15 protein-coding genes and 3 pseudogenes are annotated in these 20678 nt (G+C 60.4%); 5 read left to right on the top strand and 13 right to left on the bottom strand.

Annotation, left to right across the window (positions count from 1 at the left end):
- Nucleotides 1–82: 82 nt before the first annotated feature.
- The 4 genes from A3AU_RS0124725 to A3AU_RS0124710 form a co-directional block, all read right to left on the bottom strand.
- A complete protein-coding gene (locus A3AU_RS0124725; protein ID WP_027055268.1) occupies nt 83–1045 on the bottom strand; it encodes a glycosyltransferase family 4 protein in 963 nt (320 codons plus the stop codon).
- A 185-nt stretch (nt 1046–1230) separates the two neighbouring features.
- Nucleotides 1231–2019, bottom strand: coding sequence for a GGDEF domain-containing protein (locus A3AU_RS0124720; protein WP_027055267.1), 789 nt, complete (start codon nt 2017–2019; stop codon nt 1231–1233).
- A 198-nt stretch (nt 2020–2217) separates the two neighbouring features.
- Complete coding sequence (locus tag A3AU_RS0124715; protein ID WP_027055266.1) at nt 2218–2439, bottom strand: hypothetical protein; 222 nt, start codon at nt 2437–2439, stop codon at nt 2218–2220.
- 174 nt (nt 2440–2613) lie between these two features.
- Nucleotides 2614–2853 carry a hypothetical protein gene (locus tag A3AU_RS0124710; RefSeq protein WP_245235564.1) on the bottom strand — a complete coding sequence of 80 codons (240 nt, stop codon included), beginning with the start codon at nt 2851–2853 and terminating at the stop codon, nt 2614–2616.
- Between the two features lie 614 nt (nt 2854–3467).
- Between A3AU_RS0124710 and A3AU_RS0124705 the strand changes: the two are divergent.
- A pseudogene (locus A3AU_RS0124705) lies at nt 3468–3874 on the top strand (transposase); the annotation flags it as partial.
- Nucleotides 3875–3928: 54 nt separating this feature from the next.
- Nucleotides 3929–4621, top strand: a pseudogene (locus A3AU_RS1000000136960) (amino acid ABC transporter permease).
- 129 nt (nt 4622–4750) lie between these two features.
- Here A3AU_RS1000000136960 and A3AU_RS1000000138280 read toward each other — a convergent pair.
- The 8 genes and pseudogenes from A3AU_RS1000000138280 to A3AU_RS0124655 all read right to left on the bottom strand — a co-directional run.
- Nucleotides 4751–4890 (bottom strand): annotated as a pseudogene (locus A3AU_RS1000000138280) (Lrp/AsnC family transcriptional regulator); the annotation flags it as partial.
- A gap of 409 nt (nt 4891–5299) precedes the next feature.
- Nucleotides 5300–6217: a diacylglycerol/lipid kinase family protein gene (locus A3AU_RS0124690; RefSeq protein ID WP_027055262.1), complete on the bottom strand. Its 918-nt coding sequence runs from the start codon at nt 6215–6217 to the stop codon at nt 5300–5302.
- Between the two features lie 82 nt (nt 6218–6299).
- Complete coding sequence (locus A3AU_RS01000000136040; RefSeq protein ID WP_051355456.1) at nt 6300–8375, bottom strand: bifunctional DedA family/phosphatase PAP2 family protein; 2076 nt, start codon at nt 8373–8375, stop codon at nt 6300–6302.
- Between the two features lie 65 nt (nt 8376–8440).
- Nucleotides 8441–9103, bottom strand: coding sequence for a flagellar basal body-associated protein FliL (locus A3AU_RS0124680; protein ID WP_245235563.1), 663 nt, complete (start codon nt 9101–9103; stop codon nt 8441–8443).
- Nucleotides 9104–9161: 58 nt separating this feature from the next.
- Complete coding sequence (locus tag A3AU_RS0124675) at nt 9162–9713, bottom strand: phosphatase PAP2 family protein (protein ID WP_027055260.1); 552 nt, start codon at nt 9711–9713, stop codon at nt 9162–9164.
- 259 nt (nt 9714–9972) lie between these two features.
- Nucleotides 9973–10530, bottom strand: a complete 558-nt coding sequence (locus A3AU_RS0124670) for a cytochrome c (RefSeq protein ID WP_027055259.1) — start codon at nt 10528–10530, stop codon at nt 9973–9975.
- A gap of 263 nt (nt 10531–10793) precedes the next feature.
- Nucleotides 10794–12602, bottom strand: a complete 1809-nt coding sequence (locus A3AU_RS0124665; protein WP_027055258.1) for a hypothetical protein — start codon at nt 12600–12602, stop codon at nt 10794–10796.
- A 708-nt stretch (nt 12603–13310) separates the two neighbouring features.
- Entirely contained in the window at nt 13311–14618 is a 1308-nt protein-coding gene (locus A3AU_RS0124655; RefSeq protein ID WP_027055257.1) for a glucoamylase family protein, read from the bottom strand.
- 405 nt (nt 14619–15023) lie between these two features.
- Here A3AU_RS0124655 and A3AU_RS0124650 point away from each other — a divergent pair, with 405 nt between their 5' ends.
- From A3AU_RS0124650 to A3AU_RS0124635, 3 genes are all read left to right on the top strand, one after another.
- Nucleotides 15024–15860 (top strand): universal stress protein, encoded by an 837-nt coding sequence (locus A3AU_RS0124650; RefSeq protein WP_027055256.1) that lies wholly within the window; start codon nt 15024–15026, stop codon nt 15858–15860.
- 226 nt (nt 15861–16086) lie between these two features.
- Nucleotides 16087–18696, top strand: a complete 2610-nt coding sequence (locus tag A3AU_RS0124640; RefSeq protein ID WP_051355455.1) for a cation-translocating P-type ATPase — start codon at nt 16087–16089, stop codon at nt 18694–18696.
- 113 nt (nt 18697–18809) lie between these two features.
- Nucleotides 18810–19865, top strand: a complete 1056-nt coding sequence (locus A3AU_RS0124635; RefSeq protein ID WP_027055254.1) for an AI-2E family transporter — start codon at nt 18810–18812, stop codon at nt 19863–19865.
- A gap of 86 nt (nt 19866–19951) precedes the next feature.
- Here A3AU_RS0124635 and A3AU_RS0124630 read toward each other — a convergent pair whose 3' ends face one another.
- The gene (locus A3AU_RS0124630) at nt 19952–20647 is read right to left on the bottom strand and encodes a VIT1/CCC1 transporter family protein (protein WP_027055253.1); all 696 of its coding nucleotides are present in this window, start codon (nt 20645–20647) and stop codon (nt 19952–19954) included.
- Nucleotides 20648–20678: the final 31 nt, after the last annotated feature.

The raw sequence follows: 20678 nt of genomic DNA, 5'->3' as shown, positions 1-20678 counted from the left end.
GGTTCTTTTGCCTGTCCGCTCTGGCGATGTCGAGACTGATGACAAACGGGGCGAGTAAACCGCGGCTCCGCAGGCGTTATCGCTAACGCCGATAGAAATCCAGCCGCTGTCGCAATGCCTGCGGCGAAAACATCTCCTCGACGGTCTGCCGCGCCTTGTGGCCCACATCAGCGCGCAGCGCCGGATCGGCCTTGAGTTGGGACAATATTTGCGATGCCTGTTGCGCCGTCTCGAACAGGAAGCCGTTTTCGCCATGCCTGATATGGTCGGCGTAGCCGCCATGCGAATGGCACACGACCGGCAGACCGCAGGCCATCGCCTCGAACACCACGCGACCGAACGTCTCCACATGTGAGCCGGTGCGGTAGTAGAACACGTCGAGCGTCGGCAGAAACCGCTCGGCGGCAACCTCGCCCTGGGGCAGGAGTTCGAGGTGCGGATGTGGCGCGAGCTTGTCCTTGAGCGGCATGCCGCCCTGGATCCGCACCGCGATGCCTTCTGCCAGCAAGGCTTCATAGAGCGTCGCATCGTCGGCATTATGCTTGTCCGCCGTATCGCGACTCAGCCGCCCAACCGTGAACGGACCATCGGGCCTTGTCAGCCGTGGTGAGAAGCGGGTGATATCGATCGGCGACGGATGCACGACGCCTTCGACCTGCAGCAAGCGCTTCTGAAAGTCGGAGATCAGCACCAGTTCGGCATCGGGCCAGCCCAGCAGACGCGGCATGCCGGTCGTTAGCGCGATGATCTTCGGGTGAAAGGTGTTGAAGACATAGATCAGCCGGCGTGGGCGTCGGATCAGGTAAGGCCAAATCCTGTTGCGCCAATGCGCACCGAGGAAGACATAGGTGCCGCCGTCCGGCACATCGCGCTTTGCGGGCGAAATGCGGTGAATCGGAAACTGCCGCATCAGTTCGTCGGACACGCGCGATGAGGTCGCCCACAGACGCACCTGCTGCTCGCCGCCCAACAGCCGGTACAGGTCCAGGGTTTCACGCTCACTGCCGCCAAACGGGTTCTGAAAGCCGTTGAACAGATGGATCATGATCGCCGCGCATAACTGGCCTTGCCCCGGGTCGTCTCGTCACTCTTTCGCCGGCAGCCTAAGTGCCATGGGCTACACAGGCGGCATGGACGATCGAGAGATCAAGGGAGCAGGAATGTTCCTGCCAAGGCCCATACTTCATCTAGTCGGAGGAAGCACACCGACAAGAAAGCGTCAAGGAGCGGTCAATGCACCGTCGCGGCGCTGGGCTGAGACACCAGGGAGGCTTCCGCCGGGTCGAAGCTGACCTGGTCGCGTCCGTTCGATTTGGCGGCGTAGAGCCGTCTGTCGGCGGCCGAGAATATCGCCTCGTAGGTCGTCGGCCCACTGAAGCTGGTGCCGCCGATCGATACGGAAAGCGGGCACGCGCGGCCGCCGGGCGAAAAGTCCATCTCGCGAATCCGTCGGCGGATGCCTTCGGCGACCAGCCAGGATTGCGAGGGGTCGACCCCGGGAAGAAACACGCCGAATTCCTCGCCGCCGATGCGGCCGACAATGTCGCTGCCGCGAAGCTGTCCCTTGATCGCCTGCGCGATCAGCTTGAGCGCCTGGTCGCCGCTGTCATGACCGAGCCGGTCGTTGATCGACTTGAAGTGGTCGGCATCGATGATCAGCAGGGCGCCGGAACGGGGCTGCTCCTGCTTGCGGGTCTGCTCGAGATAGGCCTCGACCAGCATCGAGAAGGCGCCGCGGTTCAGCACCGCCGTCAGGCTATCGGTCGCCGCGATAACGCTGAGGTCACGCTGGGCGATGGCCAGCTGGCGAATCTTCCACATCAGGAAAAACAGAAACGAGCCGCCCAGCCCCAGGGGAAGCAGCAGGTCCGTGAGCTCCGCGTGCCAGAGAGCCTCGGGCGAGAGATAGGGAAAATTGAACGAATCGACGAAAAACGCCACGGCAATGAAGAATGCCGTGCCGGCGACGGTGACAGCGATCACCCTGCCCCAGCTGGTCGGCGACAGGTCGAGCCTCATCCCATTCCACTCCGTTAGCCGTCCCTACTATGACGTGCCAACGCAAACAAAATGCTAAGACTTTCCTTCAATTCGCGATCGAGGCCAAAAGTCAAAAGCAACGACCGCCGGAGGGCGGCCGTGCTCCCGACGCGTGCGGATCTGGCGACGCGTGCGGATCTGGTGTTGGACTTTAGCTGATAGAGGAAATCCTGACCATCAACGGTTGGGCGCCGGTCCACTCGCTTCGACAACGAAGGATGCCGCGATCAGGTCGTCGGCATCCAGTCGCAAGGCACCATCGCCTGCCCCCATGATGGCGGCGACCTTGTGGAAGGTCTTCATCTCATGATCGGAAATTTCGGCATCCTGCATTCTGGCTTTGAGTTCAGCGATACGCCGCACCAAGGCAGGGGACGTTCCAATTTCACGTTTCGACATGGCCTCGTTTTCTCCTCCCCCAACCCGCTCTTGTTTTGCACCACCCATTCGCTGGCCCGCACATTGCCTTTTATGAGGCTCCGCGAATACAAGGCCCCGAACGCCTCATGCGGGGTTAAGGTTCCAAGGTCGGCTGATCACGAAATAATTCCGGGCCGCCCGGCGAGTCTGGCCTCATTGCCCGGCCATCAGCACCATCGTCACTCTGGAGCTGCGCGCTTCAACCCGCTCCAAGCACCGGCCCGGAATATTCGGCCAGGTCGCGGAGGCGCATTCCTTGTCAGCGACCGCGACGGGTTGCTGTACGTCAGCGGCCTGGGTAGCCGTCGATGCGAAAAGAACCGTCTGAGTTATCAGAGCCGAGAAGACGGCAACCTGGAACAGCACGGCGGCGAAGGCGATCTGCTTGACCATCCGAGGCAACGCGCTGGCGGGCGTCAGGTTCCCTCTGTTCATGCCTTGCGGCGAAGACCGGCAGCGTACCGACGAGACAGCCTAAAGCGCGTCGCGTATGAGCGGATTCAAGCGACGCGCCTTAGGTCTTTGTTTTTATGCATGTCGTTCTCCAAAACCGGGACCACCTTTTGGGCGACATGCATTAGCAAAACCGGCAGTTGATTGGCGATCCCGACAGGATTTCGAACCTGTGACCATCGGCTTAGAAGACCGGCGCCTCTGTTCCTCAAACCGTGTCCCGGGGTTTCCGCATCTCGCCGCAGCTTACCTCGGCTTACCCAACGTATTGATCTGAAAAACTTTTCCTCCTCTGATGTCTCCGCAGCTGTCCGGGACTTAGCAACTTCGGTGCCGACATAGTGCCGACATGGGCAGCCGACATTCGAAAGGAGATCACTATGCCTGTCACAGATCTTTCCAGATTGCTCGTCGACCAAGTTGAACCTAGCGGGAAGCCGGTTGTCCACTATGACGCCGGGTTGAAGGGCTTCGGGCTGCGGATCATGCCGTCTGGCCTGCTGCCGGTTTCGTGGACACCGAGATAAGGTGTTTAACGGAACTGGAGAGTTGGAATGCAGAGAAGGAAATTCAGCCGCGAGTTCAAGCTTGAAGCGGTGAGATTGATCAAGGATCGGGGCGTTGCGGTGGCCCAGGCTGCCCGCGACCTCGATCTGCACGAGAATGTGCTGCGCAAATGGGTGCGCGAGTTGTCGACCGATCCGCAGCATGCGTCTCCCGGTCATGGGCAGATGAAGCCGGAGCAGCAGGAGATCGACCGGCTGCGCAAGGAAGTGTCCAAGCTGAAGGCGGAGCGCGACATCCTAAAAAAGGCCGCAGCCTACTTCGCGAGGGAAGTGACATGAGGTTCGCTTTCATCGCGAGGCACCGGAATATCTGGCCGGTGGCATGGCTGTGTAGTGCCCTGGATGTGTCCCGCTCAGGCTTCCATGCCTGGCTCAACCGCATCCCCAGCGACCACCGCTCCGATCAAAAATGCCGCTATCGCAAGCGTCTGACCCAAGGGTATTCAACCATGTTTGATACCGACATCCTGCTCCAGGACACCCAGGAAATTCTAGCGGCTGTACCTGTGACAGTCGGAATGGCGCTGATGATTTTCGTCCTGTCGACGATCGTCGGCAGCATCTTTGCTCTCGTCGAGTACAGACGAGTTCCGGTGCTGCGGGAGGTCATCATGGCCTACAAGATCATATTCAAGGGCGTCCCGATGGTGATCGTGATCTTCCTCGCCTATTTCGGTCTGCCACCGGCATTCCAGTTCCTATTCTCGCTGCTCGGGATTGATTTCAACGCACACAATACCCCCAACTGGGTGATCCTGGTCGTTGCGATCACCGGCTGTGTCGCCGCGTTCCAGTCGGAGATCATCAAAGGGGCTCTCAACGCCTTCGACACCGGTCAGTCGGATGCCGCCCATTCGCTAGGCTACACTGGGGGGCAATTGTTCCGACGGATCCTGTTCCCCCAGGTGGCCCTCACCGCGATTCCAGACCTGACAACCTCGATGATGGTCATCATGAAGGCGCTTTCCCTGGGCTTCGCCATCGAGGTCGTCGATATCTTCGCGCAATCCCAGCTTACCGCGGCGCTGAACTACTATTACCTCTAAGCTTTCGTGATCGCCGTCGTGATCTACATGGTGATTGCCTACATCGTCACACAGATCGCCGACAGGCTGGAAAGGGCGCTAAGAGTACGGACTTAAACCGTGCTGCAGCCCACGGAGCTCGAAGCAGATCCGTGGGCTCATCGTTGACCACTCCGAATTGAAGGCAGCCGCCAGTCTCAAGGTATCAAAGCTCGCCGGCCACGTCTCAGCTTATACGTGTCGCGGTTACCGCAGCTTGATCAGGTCCACGGGGCGATTGCTGATGATTGCTTCCATCGAAAAGAAGCCAGTGACTGTCGCTAGTCTAGGTCGAAGTTCGTGATCAGCTTCTGATAAAAGGCATCGTAGCCGAGAAGATGATGAGTTCTTGCCGACGAGGCGGGAGGCGCTTGCGATAGACACGATCGAATCCCGATCTGGGTCAGCGCGACGCTGCTCTCTGGCAACAGCACTTGCCTCGATATGGAGACTGTTCTGGGCTTCGCCCGAAATGGCCGTTGATAGCTCGTCATGGCTTTGAGGAATGAAATTTGCACGTAGAAGGTCTCGTACACCACGACGAGATTGCTGTTTGTCGACACCGAGTGAGACGGTGCCCGCCCATGTCTGGATCCGCTCCGACGTGATCAATGCCACTAGCGGGGCTGTCGCCAGCAAACCTAACCCCAAATGCCGCACCAATGTTGGGTTGTTGTGTTCCATCAGATTGAGGTCCGAATTGGCTCCAGCCTCGATTTCAGGACAGGAGGGCGACTGCCGGCACGCTTAAATTCGTTAAAGAGGTGCAACTTTTTTCATGGCGGGCGCGAGAACGCGCAACGACCGCTGCCGTATCCGATACTGCAACGGCGGTATTGCCTCGACCGTCTCGCCATCCATCGCAATGCGCAGGTGTCGGCGGCGCGCCTTGACCTCCAGACTTTGAACCCGCAAGAGTTCGACATCGTGGACTGGGTCGATCAACCCGAGCGCTGCCTTGAGCGGCAGAAGCGCGAGCCCTATCCAGGACTGCGGCTTCACGACGTAGACGCAAAGTTCACCGGACGTAAGACTGCCGCGGTGGCCGAGCGCACGCAGATCGTAGAAATTGTTCCCAACGAATACGCAAAGCGCCTTCTGGCTTCGCCCGTTGCCGATCGAGATCCTGACCCGCTTCCATGATGAAGCCTTGAGCGTGCGGACAAGCGCCGGGCCGAGCGCGGCAAGCTTTCCCAGCCCTAGCCGTTTCTGCTCGGCGGTTCGTTCGGCGACGAGAAACGGATAGATGCCGATGGATGAGTTGTTGAGGAAAACCCGACCGTTCACCTCCGCAACGTCGATCTGCTCCAAATGGCCTGCGGCGATTGTGTCCATGGCAGCGTCCAGATCGTTCGACAAACCGAGATCGCGGGCGAAATGATTGAGGGTGCCGAGTGGCAGTACACCCAGCACGACATCCGTTCCCGCGACCGCCGATGCCGCGCAACCGAGGGTGCCATCGCCGCCGCCGACCACGAGCGTCCTTGATTTGTCGCCGGGTGTTTTCGCCGAGACGAAACTGTGGGCCATCTCCGCGATCTGGCTCCCGCCCGCCATTCGCACCTCGGCTTCCAATCCGCGCGCCTTAAGCCCGTTTCGAACGAATGCTTCGACATCGTAGTCGGCGCGCTGGATAGTGCCGGCGCTTGCATTGAGGAGGACCAGGACAGTCATGTGCGCGCCACTTGCGAAAGAGTGAAACTGGTATCGTGTGCTCGTCTCATGCATTACGACATTGCGTCACGGTTCCTCTCGGTCAGGGACTGGCAACGCCCCCCTGCAAAGTTTCGGTTCCCGGATTGGCCGGAATACTTGCGTCACGAGCCAGCAGAACCTGGCCGTCCCAAACGGGGATCGGAAGAAGGTCGGGGCGCGTCACCAGCCGTGCGGCGTCGAGAGACGCAGCAAGAAAGTCGCGAGGTCCGTTCGCGTCGGGCTGAGCCTGCGATACCGTGAAGAGGGGGAAGCGATTACCCAGCTGTTCTTCGACGACGGAACCGATCCAGAGTTCCGTCAGATGGCCGTTTCGAAGGTCAATATCGGCCGCCCAAACGCGAAGCACGAGGCGCGAACTGGCCTCGCCCGTGTCGCCGCGCGGATGGACCAGGGTGAGGCTCGGCAAGCGCCCGCGCTCCATATAGGGAGACGTTGGAAGGTCCATCGGAGCAGGGCGCGGCGTGAACCAGGCGAGAGCGCCGGCCAACGTCCACGGAGTTGGTGGGCGCCAGCCCTTTTGCGCCAGATCTGCTTCGAGGCGTTCCAGGCTGCCGGCCCACTGGAAGGTCAACGGTTCCTCGATCTCGCCTGCGAGATCGATACGTTGCGCAGGCAAATGCTGCCACTCCCGCGCCCACCAATCGCCGGCCAGGATCGAAGGTGCTTCGTATTGGACTGCGTAGCGCACCATGTCGGCCGCGTGACGGCGATAGACATTGGCACCGCCGGCGACGACCAGACCAGCACATGCCACGACCATGAGACCGCTGGCGCCCTTTTCGGTCGGTTGATGATGCAAGTAGGCTATGCATAGCAATGACAGCCATGCCGTCGCGAAAGCCAGTCCGCCCGCCACGTCGGAAAACCAATGGGCACCGAGATAGAGGCGGGAGAAGGCGATCAAGGCCACCAAAACGGCCGCCGCAAGCGCAACCGGGAGACCCCAAGCTGGCCGGACGCGCCGAGCGATCAGGAAAGCCAGAAAACCATACAGGACGGCGTTTTCGGTGCTGTGCCCGCTGGGAAAGGAAAAATCGCTCCAACCGGAATAGAGGCTCTCGTTGGGTCGCGCACGATGGAGCGCCACTTTGATGCCCGTGTTGATGGCTGCCGCACCGCCGATGGCGGCCACCCAGTATGCCACTGTGCGCCAGGCGCGCGTCCAGGCTAGCCATAGGAATACGACGACGGCAATCGCAACCACGACAGTCGTGTCACCCAGTTCCGTGAAACCGACCATCAAGGAATCGCCAGACGGCGTCCGGAGATCCTGAAGGATGCGATAGACTGCGGCATCGGTGCGTACCAACGGATCACCGCTGACGACATCCTCGAGGATGCCGAAAAAGGTCCAGGCTGCTGCGACGAGCAGCAGTGCCAGCGCCGCTAGGGTCCTCGTTTCCTGCTGGGCCGGATCGAGCAAGGAACGGATTTGTCGCATCGCCCACGTATCCCCAGTATCCGCCCATCTTCGCAGCCGCTCCAGATTCGCCAGAAGGAAGGGAATGGCCCTGCTTAACGCATGACGGACGACCCAAACGGTGACCCACAAGAGCAAAATGACGGCGACAAGGAGCACCGCGAGCCGACCTGCGGCAGCGCCGGCAACGCTGAGATATGCGCCGACGAACACGCCAGGCAGAATGTGCGATGGTGCCCACACGAATGCCGAGATGATGTTGGCGTAGTAGAACTGCCGGGCCGGCATTCGCAACATGCCCGCCACGAGCGGGATGAAAGCGCGGACGCCCGCCGTGAAGCGCGCCAGAAAGACGCTCTTGCCGCCGTGCCGTACGAAGAACGCCTCGCTGCGCGCGACGAGTTCGGGATAACGGTTCAACGGCCACCGCAGGAGAATTTCACGGTGGTAGCGATGACCCGGCCAGAAGGACAGGCCGTCGCCGACGATCGCGCCCAGAAAGGCTGCGATCAACATCGGCCACAGCGTCAGCACGCCGCTCGGGACAAGAGCTGCAAGGCCAACGATGATCGCGGTTCCAGGAACGACGGCGCCGATGACCGGAACGGATTCCGATAAAGCCAGCAGAAAGATCGCCGCATAGGCCAGATGCGGATGCGAAGCTATGTAGTCCGTGAGCGCCGAGAAAAAGGACATTTATTGCCGCTCGTTTTGACCGAAGATCAGAAGCACCCGGGGGAGGCTTTTTACGGGGGAGGGCCTCATTGCGAATTCGCTCCCCTGATCAGTCCCGGCGGGTTTGCAAGATCTTCGCGAATGAGTTGCTCGGAGCCCGGAATGAACTTCCCATGATGGTCGTAGCGAAGCACCACGACGGCGTCGAAGACGTTTTCGGGCCAGTAGCCGTCGGGCAGGACAGCGTGCGGGTCGCCGCCGAGCGCCTCTATGATCTGCGGCAACGTGCCGTGATGCCAGGCAATAAGCACGGACTTTCGGTGGCCTTCGCTTTTCAAGGCATGAACAAGGCCGGCGATGTCCTTGGTGGTGAATCTTAGATCCAACGGAATCCCGAGTGTCTGGCTCAAAGGCTCGAGGGTCAGGCGCTCGCGCGCGCTGTTTTTGGAATCTGCGGTCGCCATGAGAGTGTCGGGGCGAAACGTAGCACCGTTCAGTGTCAGATGCTGAAAGTATCCGACATAGGCCTGCGCTCGTGCCTCTCCCGCGGGAGATAGCCCGGTCCCGCTATCCGGTTTTTCGGCATGACGTATGATCAGCACCGTCGCATCGGCGAGGCCTGCCGTTTTAGCTTCGAGAGCAGCGCTGATGGCAACCGGGGTCACGAGCGACGTGATCAGGAAGGCAAGGGCAAAGGCGAGCAAGCGAGACCGATTGACCCGGTTCGGTGAGGAGGATTCATGGCACATGTGGAGCCTTCCCAATATTTCCAGTCGCGGCCCCGGACATTCCGTCGCCGACGCTTATTTACAGAATTCCGGTCACCCATCGATCGATGCGGGTGTCCTCCCGGAAAGCTGAGCGGACGATAAGGGCCGCAATGACCGCGGTCAGCGCTCCACCCAGAACGTCGCTGACGTAGTGGGTTCCGATATAGACGCGCGAGAAGGTGACAAGCGCAGCAGCGGCGAGGAAGCCCACCCCGACGCGCCGCATGCCATGCAGGAGGAACGCCGCCGCGATCGCGAACGTCGCTGTCGCGTGATCAGAGGGGAATGATGGATCGCCGCTGGGGGCGATCAGGAGATGAGTTACGCCGCTGTCATAGGGCCGCATCCTGTGAACGAAGAGTAGGATAAGCTGATTAAAGCCGAGCCCGAGAAGGAACGAGAGTCCGGCCGCGACAAGCGCGTGGCGAACGTGAGGCCTTTCGGCTTGCCGCCACCATTGTCCGGCGACTGCAAGCACCAGAAGCGGGACGCCGATGGAGGAAACCCAGATCATCAGAAAATCGACGACCGCACTGCGTTCCGCCAATCCATTGATTGCGTGTGTAACCGCGGCGTCGAGTTCAAACATGGGCAGATCCTTGGTTCGGCCTCAAGAGTCAATGCGTACTCGGCCTTGGGGACAATTGATGGGTGGAGGCCAGTGCACTGGCGCCGAGGTATTCAGGCATCTGCCCGCCCTTTCAACCGACCGCGGATGACAAACAACCCTGCGAGCGTCAGCACGGTGAAGGTGGCTCCTGCCAGAAATGTGCCTTGCGGCCCGGTCAAGTCCCAAAGAAATCGATCGGCTGCAGATTGCCGACCGAGCCAGTTCGCGTTCAGCCGTCCTATTCGACCTTCTGCCGGAATTTCGAATGGCAGCTCGAGCAGTCCTGCAGGATGAGATGCAACAGATGCTCCGCCGGCAGTTTGGCGGGATCGGGCTCGCTGGCTCCCCGCCGTTTGCCGAGCAGGCTGCCGCCATCCATCGCCAGGCCGGCTCCCATTCTCATCTCGTCGCTGATATGGGCCGGCGCTTGCTCGGCCTTGGCGGCCAGGGCGTCGGTAAGCCGGCCGATGTGACGGGCCAGCGCCTCGAATTCCGGCCGGGCCTGATTTATTTCCAATTTGGCGCTCGATGGCGCGCCCAGCGAGGCGCCCGGGAATTCGGCGATGAGCGTAGGGCCGGCGCGGGCGCGGAGAGCCTCGGCCGCTGCCTTGAATGCAGCGGCGTCATAGGCCCGCTTGCCATCGAACATCCCGGCGATCGTCTTTGCCGCTGCGGCCATCTCCTTCATTGAAGCTTGGCGCGCCTCGACGATCGCGTCGCGGCCCGAATGGGTAGCCGCGAGCACGGCGGGGACGCAGGCAAGCGACAGGGCTCCTATGATAGCTGTTCGTCTCATTGTTCGCATATAAAGACCTAGAGAATCCTTGTCACCAGACTGTCCAGCCGGGAGTTCTCCAGATAGCCCAACCGGAGCCGGGGCACCTCGCGCCACCCTGTCATGCTCTCAATTCCCAGCTTTACGCGCTGACATGGGCCCAGTCATTCTGTCGCTGGTCAAGCGCACCGACCGGGAGGCACGGATCGTCGTAGGCGGCAGATGGGTTATCGGTCCGGATCCAGATTAGCTGCTGGGGTTGCTGCCGGAAGCCGATGTTCTAGTCAGGGGCCAGGCTGGGCAAAAAGATCATCCCTGGTAATATTTCCGAGTTTTAGGACTTCTCTCGTGAGGGTTTCCGCGAGTTCAGGATTCGTCGCCAGTAGATGGTCGTGGAGCTGTTGGAACTGGCGCATTTTGACGGCAACGGCACCGTTGCCCGTGGGAATGCCGAACATGTCCTCGGGGGTCCACTGGTAGATGTGCTCGCGCCAGCACTGCACCATTTTTTCGAGGTAGGGCAGCGACCATTCAATCTCTATATTCTGGAATGCAACGTCTGTTGATACGGAGCGAGCGGGGGTGGACGCGGCAGCAGCGGTTAGCGTTTCGCTCACCGTTGCAGATACACTCAGGCTGAACTCCGAATACGGCGCATCGGATTCGAACTCCAGGCGGTTATCTATAGTTCGATACTTTACGGTGATGCCTTCACTTCGAAACTGCCCGCCTGGACCTGGATCGCCGGACCGCACATTGACCGAAACTTCCATACTGGTCTGCGCAGGGTCGACTGCCACGTCGTTAATTGTCCAAACGTATCCCGGCTGTTCATACCCGTGGGAGAGAGCCGTCAGGACGACTTTGGTGCATTTTAGGTGGCTGCGCTGGGCGTATGAGCTTTCAGGAAACATTGTGCACGGAGTTGCATACACCCACTCCCAATCTGTCGTGTAAGTAACGGTTGACGAGATCTGCGCCGGTGCGAACTGAATCGTGGCTTTGCCCAGTTTAGACCCACCAACAGTAACGCTCGCAAAATCGGAGTCTTCGTTGAAATTGTTGAGTCGGATGACCAAATTTCCGATCCGGTAGTCTCGATCACCTTCAAGGTCAGCAAACGGTATGCAACCAACATAGGTAATGAGTTTGGTGGAAGGATCAAAAGAATGAATCACGGCGCCTGCGACACCTGAAATACCGGGTGCTGGAGCCGCATTGAGACCTTGGTCGTACTCGCGCGGTCTGCGAATTTCGATTCCATATCCATTTGCGTCCCCGTATGCGGGCGGAACGACTGCCAAGACCTTACGGCGTGTTGGCCAAGACGTTACTCCTGCATCGAGCGCTCGCAGGTATACGTTGATGTGGGCATCTTGGAATGTGGCGGGCAGCTCTTCAACCGAATCGGCATGCACGAAGTCTCCGGTCCGTTTCACGAAGAACTGCAAGGGGGTAACATACGGACCGGCTATGCGCATGACATCCGTCGTAGGCGGAGGGTTGCCGTCGAAAGGCGCAAGACCTGCCGGAAGCTGTGGAGAGGCAGGGCGCTCGAAGGCGTTATCGGGGAATACAGCGGAACTCATCGTGGAATAGGGACTGCCGTATTCGCCTCCCGCTTTATTTCGTTCATGCTGAAATCCGAAATTGTGCCCAAACTCCTGACAGATCGTGTCGAACCGCGCACCCTTGTTGACGACCGCAACGACCATGCTTCGTCCGCCGGTTCCGTCCTTGCGTTTGACGCTGTAGCTGCCGCCGCCGTGAAGATCTATCGCGGCAGGAAACCAGATAACGACGTGGGCGAAAGTGGACCAATCTGGGTCCCACTGGTTAGTCGCCCCGGCGAGGACACCATTCACAAGCCTGTCCCGGGCCGACGTGCCGAAATTCGGGTCATTGCGTGGGTCGGCAAGCTGAAGTATCGGCAACAGCTGATAACTTAAATCGATTTGCGAGAAAGACGTTTGGGACCAATAATGGGCGACGCTGTAAGGTATTGTAGGGTCAAGCCAGTTCCGCATTTCGGCGTCGGACCAGACGTCGCTCGCTGGAGTGGTCGTAAAATGAGCGCGTATGACTGCAAACATCGCCTAGCATCCTCATTTTTTGAATTGACTAAACCGACATCCCCCGGATGACTGGCCTCGATGGTCAAGTTTTGTGTAAAGTGACGGGATTTGCAAGCTCTGACGCTGACAGCATGAGCGGTCGCGCATCACAGCCCGGGACTTCGGCGAAATACCGCCGTTGGGCTACCGCTCCGCAATATTCTCATCCGTTTGTTTCATCGACGCTCCTGATGGGCATGGTTTCGGACATACGAACATGAAGCATGCCGTGAAGATATGAAGGCCAGTATTCGGCGGCGCTTGCGCCAAGGCTACCGCAAGAGGGCGAGGCAAGATTCCGCAGCCGTTCCCGTGCGCGATCCTCGAGCAGCCCCTACGAGATGATATGGATCTCGACGAGCCTCGCTTGCCAGTTGAGAATCCAGAAGGCTCTGGACCTCGGGCAGCTTAGGGTCGCGAAGCGATAAGATTGAAGACAGTTTCTGGGGCGTGGCCCACAGCGTCGGCTTTCAGGCCGGTGGCAGTCTGATCTTAACGACCGCTGTGAGGCGCCTTGCTGTCTGTCAGCAACGGCGCCGAGAACTGCCAGTCGGCTCTTGGGAAGAAGTTGCCAGTAAGCTGACTTTGTTGCTGACGGTCTCCCGTTGAATTGCCAGGAGGAACATCATCGGTACTATCATGCGGGGGCGTGGCCGTCGTCACGATGGTGAAGCGTTACCGTCCGACCTACAGGCGAGGTGGCTGGATTTGCTCCAGCCAACCACCCTCGAAACCTGCCCGTTGCAGGCCTTCGCGAATGTACGGGCACGAGCGCATCAATCGCCATATCAGCCCGCTGCGTGCATTCTCAATCATCAATACGACCGGGCCCTCATCCAGGCCGAAATGCCAGGGTGAGACCCACCAGCCGAATGCCCCTTTGGCTTGGCCCTGCGGGTGCGTCGGATTAAAGGATGAAGCAAAACCGTACGTTCGGGTGGACTTGAGTTTGGCCTTGTGGATCCAGAAGGCGATTGTCGGCAGCACGATCTCGGGAGCAAACGGCAACGAGGTGACGGCGGCCCATGGGGCGAGCGTCCCATCATCGGGACCAAACGGGACACCACGCGCCGCGTAATCCAGGAACCGGCGTTCGATGCCTTTCAGTCTGATCGTGGAAGGCCCAGGGCCATCGCTGGCGGTAAGGCCCCAGCAATGTTCTCCATAGCCGTCGAAACCGCGTGGATTGTCCAGGGCATAGTGGTGCTGGACAAGCGTAGCGCGTCGGCTGTTTTCGAAATAATCGCTCTTCTTGTCGCGCATGAAAGCGTCTTGCAGACCGCGAAGATCGATCCACACGTGCGAAAGTTGATGGATAAACAACGGGCCAGCATAGAGATAGTCGTGACCGTAGGCGTGCAGCCATCGGAACGTGGCGGTCCATGCCTTATAACTGCTTGAGGGCAGAGGGTGGGTCGGCGAGCCAAGGCCCAGGACATATAGAAGGAGCGCCTCATCGTAACCCTTCCACCGATACTTCAGGAAGCCAGTCTCGGGAGTCCAGCCGTGGGTGACGGTCTTGCCCTTGTTGAGCGCCCAGCGCCAGTCAGCCCTTCGGTAAAGCCCGTCGGCCAAGGATCGGATTTCTGCTTCGACCGTTGTTTTCCGATCGAAGAATGAGGCTGCGGCCAAGGCTCCGGCCAGCAGCAAGGTGCTGTCGATGGTCGACAGTTCGCATCGCCAGGCCCGCCGGCCAGTGTCCATGTCGAGAAAATGATAGTAAAAGCCGCGGTATCCGGTGGCTTCTGGCTCTGGACCCTGAGGACTGTTCCAGAAGAAGCGGAGTGTGGCTAGCGTTCGCTCCGCAGCCGCCCTCCGGCTTATGAAACCGCGTGTGACCCCGACTGGGTAGCACCCCAGCGCAAGGCCGGTGGCGGCAATGCTGGCTGGCCAGTCGGCTTCTGTCTTGTCGCGAATGAGACCGTTGGCCGGGTTTACCTCATGGATGAAGTAGTCGAATGTCTCTCGCTGCAGGGTCTCCAGGTCGTCGCTCATCGCAGATCGGCTTACCCATCCTAATGCAGCATTATGTTCGCAAGCCCATTGCGGTCGTCTTATGGCGCACCGGGGCCATGTTGATCTGCGCCTTGCTTTTAGGATAGCCGAGTGGCGCATCACAGCAGCGGATTGGCCCAAAAAGCCACCCTAGGCACCTGCATCTAAGCTAGTAGGAGCGTTGCGCCAACGCAGCTTTGGCACACTGGGCTGCCCGTCTCCTCGCCAACCGAAATCGCCCCATGGCAGAGGCAGCCGCTTCCGCTGATTGCCGTAGGTCAGCCGTCGGTTGAGTGGCGAGAGGGGCGCGGAAATTGATGTGCATCAAGGCGCATCGTTACGAAATCGCGATAGTCAGACGAGAAAGCCTCTGGCCGTTTTGCCGTCGTCGAAGGAAAGCTAACAATGCAACTTCTGGCATCTGTCTTTTTGCCGACCTATCCAGATCCGCCAAGTTCCAAGGTCACATCGAACGCAGCGGCGGTAGCACGGCATCTCCACGCAATGCTGAATGCGGCGGTCATCAACGTCGACATCCCAGACGTTTCGAATGCCTTGTCCCGCTTTCTGCTCGACCTTCCCGCCAAGATACGCGAGGTCGAGGCTGCAAGCCGAAGCCGAGGCCAGGCATTGCTGGACGCGCTCGCGGCCGACGCCGCGCGGTGCGGCGTGCCGCTGACGAGGCAGGAGCTGAAGGCTGAGCCCGCACTGATGGGAGAAAGTGCAGCCATGGAGGGCCGCTACTTCGACCTCTGCCTCGTGGGCTGGACGCAAGGCAACGAAGCTGCCCGGATGACTGCCGAGGAGCTTGTGTTCAGCTCTGGTCGCCCGACTTTGATTCTTCCAGGTCACGAAGATGTCATTGCACTCGATCATGTGGTGATCGCCTGGGACGGCAGCCGCGTGGCTGCAAGGGCCGTGGCCGATGCCAGGCCATTCCTGGAACTGGCATCAGCCATATCGGTCGTCACCGTGACGGATGAAAAGTTACTGCCGCGAGAGGACATCGGCGATCGTCTGGCGCATGGACTAGCGGCACGAGGCCTCAAGGCCAAGGCCGAGTCGATTCACGCCGGCGACAATGAAATCGGCGCCGCGCTTCAGGAGCACGCCATCAGGATCAATGGCGGCCTCCTTGTCATGGGTGGATGGGGCCATTCGCGGCTTCGAGACTTTGTGCTGGGTGGGGCCACGGAAGGCATTCTGTCGGACCTGCGCTTGCCGGTCTTGATGTCGCATTAGGCGTACGATCTTGGATCGCGATCAGCATTCAGTCTTGCGCTTCCATGGCGCGACATGTTGCGTGACAGGGTTAAAGCCGGAAAACGCCGGCCACCTCGACTTGCATAGCAATCTCTCCCGGCTCGTGCCGGACGTGAGCGAGGTGGTGAACTCGGCGGCGGATGAGCGAGGTCGAGCCAAGATCGTCAGGCAAATGCAGCGAGCATTCGCTGCCGAGAGGGACTAGATGCAGCCCATAGAAGCGCCCAGTTTCGGGAAAGCGCAAAGTGCGGCTGGTGCTTCGGCAAATGAACAGAGCCTAAGCGGCCTCAGCGAAACCGAGGCTCAGGCCAGACTTCTCGCCGAGGGCCCTAACGAGCTGCCCAGGTCCAATCTGCGCACACCATTCAGAATAGCCTTTGAGGTCATTCGCGAGCCCATGCTTGCGCTCCTGCTCGGCGGAGGCATCGTCTATCTGCTTCTGGGCAATCTGGAGGAAGCGCTTATCCTGTTGGCATTTGGCACAATGTCGATTGGCATAACCATCATCCAGGAGACACGCACCGAGCGCGTCCTGGAGGCATTGCGTGACCTCACCAGCCCTCGCGCCCTGGTCATACGCGGTGGTGAACGCAAGCGCATTGCCGGTCGTGAAGTTGTCCAGGGAGATCTCGTCGTGCTCGGCGAGGGTGACCGGGTCCCCGCCGACGCCAGACTTCTCCAGAGCCAGGACCTTCAGAGCGACGAATCCCTGCTGACAGGCGAATCCGTACCGGTCCGAAAGATTGCCGCCGACGGCGCACCGCCAACGACCGAGCACCGGCCAGGCGGCGACGATCTGCCTTTCTTATTCTCGGGTTCCCTGATCGTCCGCGGTTCAGGGATTGGCGAGGTCGTCGCGACTGGGTCACGAAGTGAAATCGGCAAGATAGGCCACTCGCTGAGCTCAATGGAGACAGAACCGCCGCGATTGCAGGCACAAATGCGGCGCGTCGTGCGTATTTTCGCCATGGTCGGCGGTGGAGTCAGCGTCGTCGCGGTTTTGCTTTATGGGCTTCTGCGCGGCGGATGGCTTGACGCCGTGCTCGCGGGCATCGCGCTTGGCATGTCGATGCTGCCGGAAGAGTTTCCCGTCGTGCTCACGATCTTCATGGCCATGGGTGCGTGGCGCATATCGCAGGCGCGCGTCCTGACCCGCAGGGCCGCCGCGATCGAAACGCTTGGCTCGGCGACGATCCTCTGCACCGACAAGACAGGCACGCTCACCGAGAACCGGATGACGATTGCCGAACTTCGGTCGGCGGATGGAATGTTGTTTCGGATGGCGGACAAGCCGGGCACCGACCTGCCGGCGGCATTCGCCGATCTGGTCGAGACGGGTGTGCTTGCCAGCGCCCAGATTCCTTTCGACCCCATGGAGATCGCATTTCACAAACTCGGCAAGGAACGGCTGTCCGAGCACAAGTTTCTGGACAAACCGGATTGGGAACTGGTCCACGCTTATCCGCTTCGACCCGGACTGCTGGCGATGTCGAATGTCTGGCAATCGACACGTGGCGATGGCAATTCGCTGGTTGCGGCAAAAGGCGCGCCAGAGGCGATCGGGGCGTTGTGCCATCTGAACGCAAGGGACTTCAAGGCCCTGAAGAACTCGGTCGAGGCCATGGCGTCCGAGGGGCTGCGTGTGCTCGGCGTGGCCCGCGGGTCTCATCGCGGCACCAACTTGCCGCAGACGCAACACGATTTCAAATTCGAATTTCTCGGGCTGGTCGGCCTGACGGATCCGCTGCGCGCGCGCGTTCCCGAAGCCGTCAGCGACTGCCGTTCCGCCGGCATCAAGGTTATGATGGTCACTGGCGACTACCCTGCGACCGCCAAAATAATCGCGCGTCAGGCTGGCCTTGACGCTGAAAGCGTGGTGACCGGCAGTGAGATGCAATCGCTCAATGACGACGAACTGGCACTGCGCTTGAAAACCGCAACCGTGTTCGCGCGCATCATGCCCGAACAGAAACTTCGCATCGTGAGCGCGCTGAAGTCGAGCGGTGAAATCGTGGCCATGACGGGCGACGGCGTCAATGACGCGCCGTCCCTCAAGGCAGCCAACATCGGGATTGCCATGGGTGGCCGTGGCACCGACGTAGCGCGCGAAGCGTCGTCGATCGTCCTGCTCGACGACGATTTTGCTTCGATCGTCAAAGCCATTCGGCTTGGCCGCCGCATCTTCGACAATCTGCGCAAAGCGATAGGGTTCATCTTCGCGGTCCACGTGCCGATCGCGGGTCTCTCGCTGCTGCCATTGCTGTTTGGCTTGCCGATCCTGTTCGGACCGATACACATCGCCTTTCTGGAGATGGTGATCGATCCGGTTTGTTCACTGGTTTTCGAGGCCGAGAGCGAAGAAGACGATGTGATGCGCCGGCCGCCGCGCAATCCGGACTCGCCACTGTTCTCCGGGGCATTGATCAGGTGGGGGCTGATCCAGGGGACGCTCGCCTTCGCGCTTCTCGCGGGCATCTACATTGTCGCCCTGAGGCAGGGCATGGCCGAGAACGAAATCCGGGCGCTAACGTTTTTCTCGCTGGTGCTGACAATCGTGGGACTGATTTTTGTCAATCGCTCCTTCAGCGCATCCCTTTTGGCCGCGCTTAACAGGCCGAACCGGTCCCTCGTAATTGTTGTCGCGGTCGTTGCTGCAATGCTGGCGGGGACGCTTCTGTGGCCGTTTGCCACCAGCCTCTTCCGCTTCGGACCGCTGCATCTCGACGATCTCGCTATGACGCTTGCCGCGGGATTTGCTGTGCTGGCATGCCTGGAGTTGCTGAAGCCACTCTGGAGGCAGCAACTGAAGGCCTAGCGCCGGGTCAAGGAGCCGCTCCACTATCAGTCGTCGGTTGGAGAAGAGTTAGGTGGCAACAAAGGTTGGAACGTGAAGGAAACGCCCAGACGAACCGTTTCGGTGTTGGGAAAATGAACGCCGGCAATTCACAAGTTCGCGGAAGCCGCGCGGGCATGGTGGTGCTAGGCGCCGCCGTGATCGTTGGGATTGTCGTGTGCGCACTTCTGGCCGAACCATTCTTGGGCGCGATCACGTGGGCTCTGTCACTGGCAATCCTGTTTGCTCCTTTCCATGGCTGGATCGAGACGAAGTTGAAACATCCCAGCCTTGCGGCGATGGTTTCGGTTTTGACGATAGTGCTGCTCGTCGCTGTTCCGGCAGCCTTCCTGGTAGGGCGTTTGGTCGAGGAAGCTGCTTCCGGGGCAGCCTCTGTCCGAACTCGTGTGGCTGATGGGGAGATCCAACGTCTCCTCGAAACCCATCCTGGCATCGCACCTATTGGAAGGTGGATCGATCAACAGGTCGATCTGCCCGCGATGATGGCGAGCCTCGCAACATGGCTCAGCAACGCCGGTGCCACATTCGTCAAGGGCTCGGTGTTGCAGGCAGCCGAAGTCGTCCTGACGTTCTACATGCTGTTCTATTTCCTGCGTGATCGGACCGCGGTCGCCCGCCTGCTCCGCGATTGGATGCCGCTGGAGAGCACCGACACCGAGCGACTGTTTCAGCGGGTGTTCGATACCGTCCACGCCACGGTCTACGGGACGCTGGCCGTCGCGGCCGTTCAGGGATCTTTGGGCGGTCTGATGTTCTGGATACTCGGGTTGCCGACGCCCCTTCTTTGGGGCGTGGTGATGAGCGTGCTTTCCGTCGTGCCGGTGCTGGGAGCGTTCATCGTGTGGATACCGGCGGCAATCCTGCTCTTGCTCGATGGCGACTGGGGTAAGGCGTTGATCCTAGCTGTATGGGGCGGCATCGTGGTGGGCGGCATCGACAATGTCCTTCGACCGATGTTCGTAGGGAATCAGCTGAGGCTTCACACAATCCCCGCCTTCATATCCATGATAGGCGGGCTCGCCCTGTTCGGGGCTCCCGGATTCATACTTGGGCCGCTGGCTGTTACGGTGACGATGCTGCTCGTAGAGGTTTGGGCCGCTCGCGACAAAGTCAGCAAGCAACAGGAATGACCTCGTGCTGAATGCCCCGCGGGCGACAGCGCGAGGCAAACCCACGTATATAGCTAACGGTCGCGTCCCAGCCGTCCGCCCGCCGCCTACACCGCCGTGCCGACCAGCGCGCCGATGCCGGCGGTGAGTGCCATGGCCAGTGCGCCCCAGAAGGTGACGCGCAGGGTTGCGCGAAGGATGTTGGCGCCGCCGGCCTTGGCGCCGATGGCGCCCAGCAAGCCGAGGAAAAGCAGGGAGGCTACCGACACCGCCAGCACCAGCGTGGCGCGAGGCGAGACCAGCACCATGATGAGCGGCATCGCCGCGCCCACGCTGAAGGTCGCCGCCGAGGTCAGCGCCGCCTGGATCGGCCGCGCCGTGGTCATTTCCGAAATGCCGAGTTCGTCATGGGCATGCGCGGCCAGAGCATCCCTAGCCATCAGCTGATCGGCGACCTGGCGCGCCAGGCCCGTCTCCAGACCGCGCTTGACGTAGATCTGGGCGAGTTCCTCGCGCTCGAATTCNGGCTGGGTCCTGAGTTCCTCGCGTTCGCGGGCGAGGTCGGCNTTCTCGGTGTCCGACTGGGAACTGACNGAGACATATTCGCCGGCAGCCATCGACATGGCGCCCGCGACCAGCCCGGCGATGCCNGCGACCAGAACCTGCGAGGTCGGNGCGGCGGCCGACGCCACGCCGACGATCAGGCTCGCGGTCGAGACGATGCCGTCATTGGCTCCCAGAACGGCGGCGCGCAGCCAACCGATGCGCGACACCAGATGGTTTTCGACATGCAGGCGGCTCATGCTTCTCTCCTGATCGTGCCTTCGAGTTCCG

The sequence above is a fragment of the Mesorhizobium erdmanii USDA 3471 genome, assembly GCF_000472705.1.
Taxonomy (GTDB): domain Bacteria; phylum Pseudomonadota; class Alphaproteobacteria; order Rhizobiales; family Rhizobiaceae; genus Mesorhizobium; species Mesorhizobium erdmanii.
This window is presented reverse-complemented; position numbering and strand designations above follow the sequence as displayed.

What these genes read in the sequence shown, in the direction of transcription:
- A3AU_RS0124725 (WP_027055268.1), bottom strand. Translation starts at nt 1,045, where the DNA reads ATGATCCATCTGTTCAACGGCTTTCAGAACCCGTTTGGCGGCAGTGAG.
- A3AU_RS0124720 (WP_027055267.1), bottom strand. Translation starts at nt 2,019, where the DNA reads ATGAGGCTCGACCTGTCGCCGACCAGCTGGGGCAGGGTGATCGCTGTC.
- A3AU_RS0124715 (WP_027055266.1), bottom strand. Translation starts at nt 2,439, where the DNA reads ATGTCGAAACGTGAAATTGGAACGTCCCCTGCCTTGGTGCGGCGTATC.
- A3AU_RS0124710 (WP_245235564.1), bottom strand. Translation starts at nt 2,853, where the DNA reads ATGGTCAAGCAGATCGCCTTCGCCGCCGTGCTGTTCCAGGTTGCCGTC.
- A3AU_RS0124690 (WP_027055262.1), bottom strand. Translation starts at nt 6,217, where the DNA reads ATGACTGTCCTGGTCCTCCTCAATGCAAGCGCCGGCACTATCCAGCGC.
- A3AU_RS01000000136040 (WP_051355456.1), bottom strand. Translation starts at nt 8,375, where the DNA reads ATGTCCTTTTTCTCGGCGCTCACGGACTACATAGCTTCGCATCCGCAT.
- A3AU_RS0124680 (WP_245235563.1), bottom strand. Translation starts at nt 9,103, where the DNA reads ATGTGCCATGAATCCTCCTCACCGAACCGGGTCAATCGGTCTCGCTTG.
- A3AU_RS0124675 (WP_027055260.1), bottom strand. Translation starts at nt 9,713, where the DNA reads ATGTTTGAACTCGACGCCGCGGTTACACACGCAATCAATGGATTGGCG.
- A3AU_RS0124670 (WP_027055259.1), bottom strand. Translation starts at nt 10,530, where the DNA reads ATGAGACGAACAGCTATCATAGGAGCCCTGTCGCTTGCCTGCGTCCCC.
- A3AU_RS0124665 (WP_027055258.1), bottom strand. Translation starts at nt 12,602, where the DNA reads ATGTTTGCAGTCATACGCGCTCATTTTACGACCACTCCAGCGAGCGAC.
- A3AU_RS0124655 (WP_027055257.1), bottom strand. Translation starts at nt 14,618, where the DNA reads ATGAGCGACGACCTGGAGACCCTGCAGCGAGAGACATTCGACTACTTC.
- A3AU_RS0124650 (WP_027055256.1), top strand. Translation starts at nt 15,024, where the DNA reads ATGCAACTTCTGGCATCTGTCTTTTTGCCGACCTATCCAGATCCGCCA.
- A3AU_RS0124640 (WP_051355455.1), top strand. Translation starts at nt 16,087, where the DNA reads ATGCAGCCCATAGAAGCGCCCAGTTTCGGGAAAGCGCAAAGTGCGGCT.
- A3AU_RS0124635 (WP_027055254.1), top strand. Translation starts at nt 18,810, where the DNA reads ATGAACGCCGGCAATTCACAAGTTCGCGGAAGCCGCGCGGGCATGGTG.